At 64.1% G+C, this 11,062-nt stretch carries 12 protein-coding genes and 1 pseudogene; 5 read left to right on the forward strand and 8 right to left on the reverse strand.

What is annotated here, in order from left to right:
- The 3 genes and pseudogenes from ABIB45_RS21885 to ABIB45_RS21900 form a co-directional block, all read left to right on the forward strand.
- A pseudogene (locus tag ABIB45_RS21885) lies at positions 1 to 207 on the forward strand (aa3-type cytochrome oxidase subunit I); the annotation flags it as partial.
- Positions 204 to 605, forward strand: coding sequence for a cytochrome c oxidase subunit 4 (locus tag ABIB45_RS21890; protein WP_354217945.1), 402 nt, complete (start codon positions 204 to 206; stop codon positions 603 to 605). The pseudogene ABIB45_RS21885 and the gene ABIB45_RS21890, both read left to right, overlap by 4 nt.
- A gap of 822 nt (positions 606 to 1,427) precedes the next feature.
- Entirely contained in the window at positions 1,428 to 2,039 is a 612-nt protein-coding gene (locus tag ABIB45_RS21900) for a recombinase family protein (RefSeq protein ID WP_354217946.1), read from the forward strand.
- Positions 2,040 to 2,534: 495 nt separating this feature from the next.
- On the opposite strand, the gene ABIB45_RS21905 is transcribed toward ABIB45_RS21900, so the two are convergent.
- From ABIB45_RS21905 to ABIB45_RS21940, 8 genes are all read right to left on the reverse strand, one after another.
- Positions 2,535 to 2,828 (reverse strand): hypothetical protein, encoded by a 294-nt coding sequence (locus ABIB45_RS21905; protein WP_354217947.1) that lies wholly within the window; start codon positions 2,826 to 2,828, stop codon positions 2,535 to 2,537.
- A 74-nt stretch (positions 2,829 to 2,902) separates the two neighbouring features.
- Positions 2,903 to 3,634, reverse strand: coding sequence for a DedA family protein (locus tag ABIB45_RS21910; RefSeq protein WP_354217948.1), 732 nt, complete (start codon positions 3,632 to 3,634; stop codon positions 2,903 to 2,905).
- Positions 3,635 to 3,819: 185 nt separating this feature from the next.
- A complete protein-coding gene (locus ABIB45_RS21915) occupies positions 3,820 to 4,398 on the reverse strand; it encodes a hypothetical protein (RefSeq protein WP_354217949.1) in 579 nt (192 codons plus the stop codon).
- A gap of 4 nt (positions 4,399 to 4,402) precedes the next feature.
- Complete coding sequence (locus ABIB45_RS21920; protein WP_354217950.1) at positions 4,403 to 5,371, reverse strand: ABC transporter permease; 969 nt, start codon at positions 5,369 to 5,371, stop codon at positions 4,403 to 4,405.
- Complete coding sequence (locus ABIB45_RS21925; RefSeq protein WP_354217951.1) at positions 5,364 to 6,266, reverse strand: ABC transporter permease; 903 nt, start codon at positions 6,264 to 6,266, stop codon at positions 5,364 to 5,366. Before ABIB45_RS21925 ends, ABIB45_RS21920 begins: the two co-directional genes overlap by 8 nt.
- On the reverse strand, positions 6,263 to 7,000 hold the full coding sequence (locus tag ABIB45_RS21930) for an ABC transporter ATP-binding protein (RefSeq protein WP_354217952.1): 738 nt from the start codon (positions 6,998 to 7,000) through the stop codon (positions 6,263 to 6,265). Before ABIB45_RS21930 ends, ABIB45_RS21925 begins: the two co-directional genes overlap by 4 nt.
- A gap of 68 nt (positions 7,001 to 7,068) precedes the next feature.
- On the reverse strand, positions 7,069 to 8,391 hold the full coding sequence (locus tag ABIB45_RS21935) for an alpha/beta hydrolase (RefSeq protein WP_354217953.1): 1,323 nt from the start codon (positions 8,389 to 8,391) through the stop codon (positions 7,069 to 7,071).
- 181 nt (positions 8,392 to 8,572) lie between these two features.
- The gene (locus tag ABIB45_RS21940; RefSeq protein ID WP_354217954.1) at positions 8,573 to 8,905 is read right to left on the reverse strand and encodes a hypothetical protein; all 333 of its coding nucleotides are present in this window, start codon (positions 8,903 to 8,905) and stop codon (positions 8,573 to 8,575) included.
- A gap of 225 nt (positions 8,906 to 9,130) precedes the next feature.
- Between ABIB45_RS21940 and ABIB45_RS21945 the strand changes: the two genes are divergently transcribed.
- A complete protein-coding gene (locus ABIB45_RS21945; protein WP_354217955.1) occupies positions 9,131 to 10,540 on the forward strand; it encodes a sensor histidine kinase in 1,410 nt (469 codons plus the stop codon).
- A gap of 138 nt (positions 10,541 to 10,678) precedes the next feature.
- A complete protein-coding gene (locus ABIB45_RS21950; protein ID WP_354217956.1) occupies positions 10,679 to 10,969 on the forward strand; it encodes a hypothetical protein in 291 nt (96 codons plus the stop codon).
- Positions 10,970 to 11,062 lie beyond the last annotated feature (93 nt).

An 11,062-nucleotide genomic window follows, 5' to 3' on the forward strand; every position in this document is an offset into this window, starting at 1 on the left:
GACCCGTGGGGCTTCGGCGCCTCGCTCGAATGGGCCACGTCGTGCCCGCCGCCTCGCCACAACTTCACGTCCCTCCCCCGCATCCGTTCAGAGCGTCCGGCCCTGGACCTGCACCACCCGGAACTTTCGCAGGTACATACAGTCGAGTCGCCTGCTCCCGTAGCAACAGTGCTCGGTAACGCCGACCAGAAGGACACAGCCCAGTGAAGATCGAATCTTGGATTTTTGGCGGCGGCGTTTTCTTCTTCGTACCAGTCGCCCTGGTTTATGGTTTCATGACCAACTGGCATGAACCCGTTGGCCTGTTGGGAATTCTCCTCGTGGCCGGTCTCTCGGGCATGATCGGTGCCTACCTTGGCTTCACCGGTAAAAGGGTCGGACTCCGTCCGGAGGACCGCAGCGACGCCGAGATCCACGAAGGCGCCGGCGAACAGGGGCACTTCAGCCCCTGGAGCTGGTGGCCGCTGGTCCTGGGCCTTTCCTGCGCAGGAGGATTCCTGGGCCTGGCAGTCGGCTGGTGGATTACGTTCATCGCCGCAGGACTCGCCGTGGTTGCACTCGTGGGCTGGGTCTTCGAATACAGCCGCGGAGACCACGCGCACTAAGGTCCCCTGACCCGACAGCTGCAACGGGCGTCTACTGGAAACTTGCGTCAGACAAAAACGTTGGGTCCCACCTTCGGGTGGGGCCCAACGTCGTTATATATGGGGGACAAACGCACCGGTATCCCTACGCGGCCTGGTCCTCCTGAGGGTGTCGTGAGCCGCCAAGTTTGGGTTAGTGGACGGGGTTTCGGATGTATTGGTAGACGGTTTCTCGGCTGATGCCGAATTCGCGGGGCTGAGCCGGCCCATGACGGAGAGCATGGGGTTCGCCAGGGGCGAGTCTTCGCCGGTGAAGAGGGGGTTTTCCTTCACGAACTCGATGCGGGTCCACGAACTCCCGGGGACGACGGTCCCCAACCCCGCAGAACGTCGAACCTATGATTCGGATCAGGCTGCCGGATTGACGTTGAGTGAGCTGGAGCGTTGGCTGGCCCCGGCTGTGGTTTCCTATCACGGCCAGTATCCATGGGAGTCTGGCCTACACACTGATGACCGGAGCGATCCGACTCTGCCCGAGCTATCGAAACGGGCATGGGATTCCTTCGACATCGCTGTTGAAGCGGCCACAGAATACCCTCTGATCGCGAAATAGCGCTACGACTTGGCACGGTACGGATGCCGGAGTGAGAATCCGTGCGCGGTCTCCGGGAAACCTTCGCCGAGCTTCAGATACCCCTCGACTTTCTGTCACAAACAGGGAATCAATGACCCTTTGCACGACTTAGAATAAATGACTGGTTAAGTGACATATTTTTGATTCCAACCCGGTTTGAAATCGCACTGTCACTTAAACGAACGTATAAATGACAGAGGAGAACTGCTGTGCTCGTTGGATACATGCGCGTCTCAAAGGCGGACGGCTCCCAGACCACGGACCTGCAGCGCGACGCACTCCTGGCCGCCGGCATCGATCCGGAATCCCTCTATGAGGACAAGGCCTCCGGGAAGAGGGATGACCGGCCCGAACTGGCCGCCTGCCTCAAAGCCATGCGCCATGGCGACGCCTTGGTCGTATGGAAACTGGACCGGCTGGGCCGGGACCTGCGCCACTTGGTCAACATCGTCCACGATCTCACCGAACGCGGTATCGGGCTGAAGGTCCTCACTGGGCAGGGCGCCGCGATCGACACCACCACAGCTTCGGGGAAGCTCGTCTTCGGGATCTTCGCCGCCCTCGCCGAGTTCGAACGTGAACTCATTTCCGAGCGAACCCTCGCCGGCCTCGCTTCCGCCCGCGCCCGCGGCCGCAACGGAGGACGCCCCTACAAGATGACCCCAGCCAAACTCCGGCTCGCCACTGCATCCATGGGCAAGCCCGGCACCAAAGTCGGGGAGCTCTGCACCGAACTCGGCATCACCCGCCAGACCCTGTACCGGCACGTCTCACCGGCCGGAGAGCTTCGTCCCGACGGCGTTAAGTTACTGGCACGGTAGGAACCAAGAACGGCTGCACGTCGAGCGCGGATAGCTCACTGATTCTCCGCCGCTGCGTCAGGGTCGGTTCCTGCCGGCCGCGCCTCGCAAGCTAGCGCCGGTTCCCCGGACCTCGGAGACTTTTCTCGGCTACGTCTCTATCTAGGACTAGGGGGTTCCCGTTACCCACACCGGAGTGCCTTCGGGCCGGTAGATGACTGCGTTTCCGTCGTCTTGAACGATGAGTCGGCTTCCGGGGTTTGCCTGTTTTGCTGTCCCACACGTAGTCCTCGTCCTGGCCGTAGAGCACGAGGTTCCCGTCGGCCTGCATGATGCAAACCCCGGCAGCGCTGCCATCGGTCCCGGAGTCCCCCGTCCGGGACGTTGAGCACGAGGTTCCCGTCCGCCTGATACATCAACCCGTAAAAGCCGTTAGCGGCCCGGACTGTTGGGTGGAGAGTCGTTTCGGGCTGCATTCATGACTACACCTTGATTTGGTTGTCATCGATAAGCACTTTAGGAGTGCGACCGGGCTCTGGGTTCGGTAGCGATCCCGGTACCGTCCCTCGGTGCACGGTCCAGTCCCCGTATCAGGATCAGGTGTTCCCGGAGTACGGCGACGTGGTCATCGGGGTGGGCAGCGAGAAGGCTGCGCAGAGTGGCCTTGACAGATGCGGCTTCCGGGTCGGTCAGGACCGCTTGGATGATGCCACGGGCCTGGTCTTGCAGCGACATGGCTGTGTCGTTTTCTGGTCCTCCGGCGCGGGGTGCCGTGGCGTACACGGGAATCCGGGGATCGTCAAAGTTCATCGGCTCGTCCTTTCCTTGGGAACGTTCTCTTTGGGGACCTGCCGGCAATGCCCTGGTCCGTTGCAACTTTTCATTTATGGGACCGTGCATGTGTGTGCGGGCCGTATCGGCGGCTGCGGGTCTTCGGGTTGCTTGGTTTCCAAGGACACCGGCTGGCTGGGAGTTTCGCTTTGGAATGGCGGCGCAGCGGGGCCCTGACCGGTTCGGGCTTTGATCCTTTTTCGGAGGTACCAGGCTGCCGCCGCGGCCGTGAGGACGGCCAGCAGTGCGATGGTTACTGTGGGTCCGAAGGTTTTGGCGGCCGTGAGGTAGGCGTTTCCGGCGAAGTATCCGGCGAGGACTACCGCGGCCCCCCAGATGGTGCCTCCGGCGATGTTGAAGGCCAGGAATCGGCGGTAGGGCATGTGGGATAGCCCGGCGAGGGCGGGCATGACGGCGCGGAAGAACGCGGTGAACCGGCCTAGGAACACGGCGGATCCTCCCTTGCGGGCGAGCAGGTCCCGTGCCCGGTCCAGCTGCGGCCCGCGTTTTTGGAGCAGGGGGATCTGTAGGATCCGGGACCCGAAGTGGCGGCCGATCTGGTAGCCGACGGTGTCTCCGATGATGGCTGCGGCGATGACGAGGAGCAGGATGAGCCAGAGTTGAAGATGGTGCTGGCTGGCCAGGACCCCGCCGAGGACGGCTGCGGTTTCGCCGGGCAGGATGAATCCGATGAACAGGGCGTCTTCGGCGAAGACCAGGGCAGTAATGATCAGGTAGGCGGGCAGGGGCCCGGCGTTGCGGATGGCATCGATGATCCAGGTCATGACGTGCGGTCCTGTTCTCGGGCCGCCGGACCGGTTGATCCTCCAGCGGCCGTCTGGCTCTGGCTCGGGCTCTTCATGGTGGGTCTCCTGCGGGTTCGTATCGGTACTACCAGCATGGATGATGACGCCTGAGGGGATCCTGAGGCATGTCCCTGCACCGTCGCCTGGCCCGGCAGTAACCTGTGTCAGTCTAGTTTTTCGCCGGTGCCCTTGGCTTTGGTGGCGGTGGCGGTGGCTGGTGCGAGTCCGGGCGCGGCGGCCTCAACGCTGATTTTTACTTCGTTGGTTGAGGTGCGGTAGAGGCTGTATTTGTTTTCCGGGTAGTGCCCGGGGCCGTTGCCGTTGTCGAAATACACGGTGGCGGACGCGTCCGGCGCCAGGGTCAGTCCGTCCAGCTTCTGGTAGTAGGACTCCGTTTGTCCCGTGGCTGAATCCGTCATGGTGTAGTACACCTCGATACTGCTGATCCGGGCGGGGGTGGAGTTGCTCAGTGTGAACTGGAGCCGGTCCGGAATGGCGGCGTTGGTTTGCGGGTCGGTGTTGTCTTCGGCCTTAACTTTGCTGATGGTGAGTCCCGGGGCGATTCCGGTGGTGGCGATGGGGTTTTTGGTGACGGGCAGCACGGTGGCCGCCGGGGCTGTTGATGAGGGCTGGGCCGATGGTGTGGGGGCCCCGAGGGTCCCCTGCCAGATCAGGATCGCGGCCAGGGCGGCGATGACGACCAGTGCCAGGAAAAGAATTTTCTTGAGGGTGAGCGTCTTCATTGTTCTAGGCCTTTCGGAGGAGTTTGTGCCGGGTGCCGGCCAGGAATGCTGCGGTGATGGCCGCGGAGAATCCGGCGAGGAGCCAGAGGCTGTGGTTGAACGTCCCTGCCCACACAAATGCAGGGCTCTGTTGGTTGTACTGGTTTTTGATGCCGAGCCAGGCGAAGAGGGGGCGTTCATATTGTTTGGTCAGGGAGGTTTGTTCGATGAGGTCGCGGGCTGTTTCGTAGCCAGTAAAGTTCGCCATGACGGCGTGTTCGTGGGCTTTGTCGATTTGGAGGCTCGCGAAGAGGCCGCCGGGGATCTGGTTGTCCGGGTCCATGGTGTCGCCGATTTGCGGGATGATCAGGACCACCACGAGCCAGAGGACCAGGGCCAGGATCAGCCCGGTAGCCGGGGCCCGGGTGAGGGCGGCCAGGGCCAGCGCCGCGAGGGACCACAGGGTGAGGTAGATGGTGGTGTGGGCTGCGGCGATGAGCAGCCGGATGAGGTCTGTTCCCGTCAGGGGGGCGTTGCCGGCGATGAGCAAAGTCGCGGTGATGACGGCGAACAGGGCGGTGGTGACGGCGGTCCAGATGATCAGGGCGGCCAGGATTTTCCCGGCGGCGAAGCTGTGCCTGCCAAGAGGGCGGGTGAAGAGCAGTTGCAGGGTCCCGTTGTTCTTCTCCTTGGCGATCAGTCCGTAGCCGAGGATTACGGCGAAGAGGCTCCCGACGATTTCCAGGTATTCCATGCCCGCCCGGAGCATCTGTAGCGGGAAAAGGTCAGGCGGCGGCGCGGTCACGGCACCACCGCTGGCTTTAAGAGCCGCGAGATAGGTGTTGTAGTCGGCAGTTTTGGTCCGGAAGTCCGCGGCCGCGACGAGGACGGAGAGCACGACGACGACGGCCAGGAAGAGGATGAGCAGCCGCAGGGAACGGTTGCGGGAGAGGTCCCGGAGTTCCTTCTGGCACAGCGTGATGAGGCTAGTCATGAATTTCCTTTCGCATGCTGGGCCGTCCGGTCAGGACGACCGCGCCGATCCCGGCCAAGAGGAAGGCCAGGATTACCGTGATCCCGCCGGTCATGGTGCCGGTGGCTTGGGGGTCCTGGAGCAGGATTGCGGCGACGTGTTTGAAGTGTTCCCCGAGTGACAAGGGACCGGTGAGGGCCGCGGTGAGCGCAAAGATGCCGGTCTGCGGGGCCGTAGGCGGTGTTACGGGGTTCAGCAGCGAGACGGGGTGGACCGCGGTCCCGAGCAGCGGCAACACGAAGATAATGACGCTCCAGATCACGATGGGGACCAACAGAGCAGAGGTGTAACTGGATGCGTGGATCCCGCTCACCATGCCCAGGGCCACAAAAAAGAGCAGGAAGAGCCATGCCACGCCAAAAAGTTCCGTGAGTCGGAGCAGCTGATCGGGTGCGGGGATGGTTCCGGTGACGGCGCTGATGCAGGCCGCGCTGATCAGTGCCGAGGTCCCCAGGACGGCGAGGAGTCCCAGGCTGATGCCGGCCATTTTCGCGGACAGGTAGCTGGCCGGGGTCAAGCGCCGGGTCAGGACCAGATCGACCGTCCGGGCACGCCGGTCCCGCATCGCGGACTGGACACCGTTCACGATGGCCAGCAAGGCCCCGATCAGGAGGATGTAAATGACGGTGTTGCGGGCATAGTAGAGCGGCGGGACATTCCCGAACGGATTGGGCGCACCCGTGAGCCCCTGGCCGGCCGCTGCGTTGTACACCTCGGTGACGGTTGCCTTCGCGGCCGAGCCGATAAATGCCGAGGCGGCGGTCATGCCGATGAATATCATCAGGAGCAGTTGGGGCAGGCGTTCACGGCCGGCGCTGCGCAGTTCGTGGCCGACGGTGGCTACCCAGGGATTCATGAGGGGGTGCCTGATTCGATGTGGAGGTAAATATCTTCAAGCGATGCCTGGTCCGGGAAAGCCTCCAGGGTGGCCGCGACGGAGTTCTGGTAGATCAGCCTTCCTGAGCTAAGGATCCCGATGCTGGTGCAGGTCTTGGTCACTTCTGCCAGGAGGTGGGTATTCATGAACACGGTCATTCCCACGGACTGGTTGAGGCCGATGATGATCTCCCGCAATTTGGCCACACCCTGCGGGTCCAGTCCGGAGGTCGGTTCGTCCAGGAACAGAACCTTCGGTTCGTGCAGGATGGCCTGTGCGATCCCGGCGCGTTGACGCATCCCTTTGCTGAACGTGGACATCCGTTCCTGGCCGTGGCCGGTGAAGTCCACGGCAGCCAGTGCCGTCTCGATGCGGGCGGCGGGATCCGGTACCCCTGAGAGCCGGGCGAAGAACATCAGGTTCTCCGCCAGCGTGAGGTTGTCGTAGAACTGGACATTCTCCGGAAGGTAACCGATCGACCGGCGCACCCGGTCAGCACCGGCGCTGACGTCGTGGCCCGCTATCCGTGCCGTGCCGGACGAGGCAGGCAGTAGCGTGGTCAGGATATTCACGGTCGTTGTCTTGCCCGCCCCGTTGTGTCCGAGCAGGCCGAAGATCTCGCCTCTGGGAACTTCGAGGCTCAGGGCCTCAAGGGCCTGTTTCGACCCGTAGGTCTTAGCCAGCATGCTGGTTTCGATTGCCATTTCCGTCATGCTTAGCAACTTATGCCGCTGCCGATAAGAGAATCCTGAGGATGCGCCGAACCCTTCGGATTCCGACATCAGGGGTTCAGCCCCAGGGCGGGCGCGAGCCAGTCCACGGCCGGGGCCAGGGACTGCCGTGGAACCTCCCAGGAGTGTCCCAGCCCGGGCACCAGGGCCGTCTTGACGTCAAAGCCGGCTTTAGCTGCTGCGTCAGCGACCCGGACCTGGTAGCCGGCGAACGTGCCGTCCTGCGCCCCGGCGGCGAGGTAGATCCTGTTGTGGGTGTAGTGCCGGGTGGCCAGGACGTTCAAGGGCGCGACCGCGTCGAAGGCGGCCGTATCGCCGCCGAACGCCTGTGCGATGGTCGCGGCCCGGTCCGGACCCAGTGCCGGTTCCGCTTCGCCGCTGACGTCGATTACTGAGGGGTATTTGTCGGAGTGCAGGGACGCCATTTGCAGGGCGCAGGTCCCGCCAAAAGAGAAACCGCCGATCGCCCACCGGGCAGGGTCAGGATCCACTCTCAGGGTGGCTTTGATCCAGGCGGGGACATCGGTGGAGAGGTACGTGCCGGCCTTGGCGATGCGCGAATCCATGCACATTGTGTTGGCCGTGGCGGAGCCGTTGACATCGGGTATGACTACGACGGGTGCGAGTCCGTTGTGTGCTGCGGCGAAAGCATCCATGGCGGTTTTGACGCCGCCGGCGGTAACCCAGTCTACCGGTGAGCCGGGCTGGCCGGCGATCAGGACCAGCACCGGCAGTGCCGGTCCTGTGTCTGCCTGGTACGCCGGTGGGAGGTAGACGTAGGCGCTGAGGGCGGCGAAGCCGGACGCCGTACCCGGAATTTGCGCCGAGTTGATCGTCCCGGCCGCAGGGAGACCCGCCGGCTTCACCCATGTGGCCGCCAACGGGCCCGTTTTCGGGCCGGGTCCTGACGGGTCCGCGGTCCGGGGCACCAGCCGGGAGCCTGACGGAAGCGACTGGATCGCTGCGGTATTGGCTCCGGTCAGATCACCGAGGGTCCGGTAGGTGCCGAAGTAGGCATTTACTTCCAACGCGGCGCCCAGAATCAGTACCGCCATGGCCACAAGTGCAGTAATTTTGCGCCGCCAGCCGGTTCCCGCCATGTTCAGACCCGCCAACAGGAGAGCCAGGAACGCGACACCGATCCACCCGGTAACGGGCCAGGGCAGTGCCTGGGCTGATACTGCGGCCACATGAACCAAGTACCAGCTTGTCCCCTGAGCCAGCAGGGCCGCGGCGGAGATCGCCGAGGCTATCTTCATCCACCAACTCCGCCCGCGGCGGAGCAGGAGGAGCAGTGCCGCCGCCGCTGCCGCGGACCCGACACTGACCGGAACGATCCCGGTGAGCAGATCCAACCCGGAAAGAGTGTTCATACCGTAGTCCTTCGAACTGCCGGTGCTCCCGGACGCCGGGAGTTAATACCGGACGCTGGTGTTGCTGCCCAGGCGCCGGAAGACCCGCGAAGCGGGGTGCTTCGCGGGTCCCGGTACGCCGGCGGCGCTGTGCTGTGCTGTCTGCCGGGCCTTTCCTCAAGGCCGCCTGCGCGGGTCGGTGCTACGGGGAACCGGGGGCGTCCCCGGGATCGGTGTGGTCACCGGTCTGCTCAATGTTCGGACCGGTATCACCGGGCGCCTCCGGTGCGTCTGCCGCTTCGGTGCCCTCGACGGCACCCGGAGCATCGGCTGTGTCGCCCGGGGTGGGCGTGTCGACGGCACCTGGTGTGTCAGCCGTGTCGCCCGGGGTGGGCGTGTCCGCCGTGACGGATTGGGTGGTGGTCGGCGCCGGTGTTGCAGCGTTTGCGGCCCCAAGGCCCAGCCCGGCCATGCCGAGGACTCCTGCACTGACGATGACGATTTTGGTCTTGGTTTTCAGGTCTTTAACGTTCATGTCCGGCTCCTTTCGTGGCGGGCTCTTGGGTCCGCCGGTGCCTCCCGGTGCGGGTGGCGATGGTTCAAGTGTGGCCCGTGGCGCCTGAGAGGAGACTTAGCGTGCTTGAGGTCCGGCTGAGACAGGACCCGGGGGAGGGGTTTGTTTTCTGCCCTGTGCCGGGCCCATCCTTGGAACATGGATGCTGCTCAGGGTTTGGCGCGCCAGCGCAGTGCGCGTTGGGGTGTGCGCAAGCGCGCGACCGCGACCGCGGTGCTGGTCGTGGCGGCAGCACTGGCCGTGGGCGGGATCGTCCTGCTCGCCTTGCTCCAGAGCTCCCTCGTGGCGTCAACGGAAACGACGGCGCGGCAGCAAAGCTTCGACGTCATCGCACAGATCTCCGGACAGGACGTCGCCGAGGCCGGCCAATACATTGCCTTGACCGCCCATACGGGTCAATACGTGCAAATTCTCGCACCGGGAGGTTCAGTATTTGCCTCATCGATACCTGCAGCTGCGGCGGCCCCATTGACTTCCCTTCGCCCCGGGGCCGGACAGACCCTGACCCAGGACGTGACCGGACTGGACAGCCTCCATGACAGCGACGATTTCCTGATCGTGGCGACCGGCGTCGATGTCGGGGGCCGGCTCTACACGGTGGTCGTTGCCGCGACCGTCCAGGTCCAGGCTGACACCGTTTCCACGGTGGCTTGGTTCATCCTCGGGGCCACGCCGATGCTGCTGGTGGTCGTCGGTATTTCCGTCTGGGTCCTGGTCGGGCGGTCACTGCGGCAAGTGGAACTGATCCGTGGTCAGGTCGCAGGGATCAGCGCACGGAGCCTGGACGGGCGCGTGGACGTGCCGCCCACCGCCGATGAGATCCAGTCCTTGGCCGAGACGATGAACATGATGCTGGGCAGGCTGCAGGCCTCAGACCAGGAACAACGCCGCTTCGTCTCGGACGCCAGCCACGAACTGCGAAGCCCGCTTGCGACACTCAGCGCCGGAGTGGAGATCGCCGCCGCTGACGCTTCCGGCGCGACCTGGGAACAGATGAAAACCGTTTTAGCGGGGGAAACAGCCCGGATGCGTTACCTGGTCGAGGATTTGCTGACCCTGGCCAAAACCAACGACGGCGGTCTCCGGCTCGAGAGCACGGACGTGGATCTGGATGATGTCCTGAACGAGGAGATCCGCCGGCTGCGTTCCACCAGCACCCGCGTTATCGAGGTCAGCCTCGAGCCCGTCAGGGTATCCGGGGACCCGCGGCGTCTGGGCCAGGTCGTGCGCAACGTCCTGGACAACGCCGACCGGCACGCCACATCCCGGATCAGCATTCGGCTGCGCAACACCAATGACGGGGCGCTCATTAGCATCGACAACGATGGATTGCCGGTGCCGGCGGCTGAACGGGATCGGATTTTCGAACGTTTTGTCCGGCTGGATCAAAGCCGGTCCCGTGAAAGCGGCGGGAGCGGTCTGGGCCTGGCGATCGCGGCCGGAATTATGGCAGCTCACCACGGCTGGATCCGCACCGGTGAAACCCCCGGCGGGGGTTGCCGATTCGAGCTGGGCTTTACTCCGGCTCCCGCCACCGCCCGCCAACCAGAGGGGCCGGACCTGGCAGTGGACCCGCGGCTCGCCGAAGCGCCATGAAGGCGCTGTGACCGGCTTCGCAAGGTTTCGAAAGCCCGGGCATGGGCCAGTTGCGGCTTCTTCGGGTTATGTGGGAGCGGCCTTGGAGCGCGAGACGTCACAGCGGTTCCTCAGTTCCAGTGCGGAAGTGTTCTCCGTATGTACCTTCGCAGCGCAACCAGCACCGCATTGGCGATCATCGTCGCGCTGACTCTTGGCATGGGTTCGGCTTCCGCCGCGGAACACGGTAAAACGACGGGAACTGCCGCCAGCGCCGCCCGGGCCGCGGGTCCGGACGCGGCGGACCGAGGTCAGGGCGGCCCGGATATGGTTATCCTCACCGGGTACCCCCAAGAAGTCCACACTGACGAGCGGATGATCGAAGAGGAACTTGAATTCGGGGAAGCCGCCCCGCACACGTTATGGCGGTTCCACACCGGCAGCGCTTAGCCTTGATCCACCGATCCGGGGTTGGTCTTGATGGATTTCGGTGTCGGCCGCGGATTCTGGTTTCGGGCGTGGCAGATCACCGGCCTCGCTGCC

This window comes from Arthrobacter sp. UYCo732 (genome assembly GCF_040547265.1).
Classification (GTDB): Bacteria; Actinomycetota; Actinomycetes; order Actinomycetales; family Micrococcaceae; genus Arthrobacter.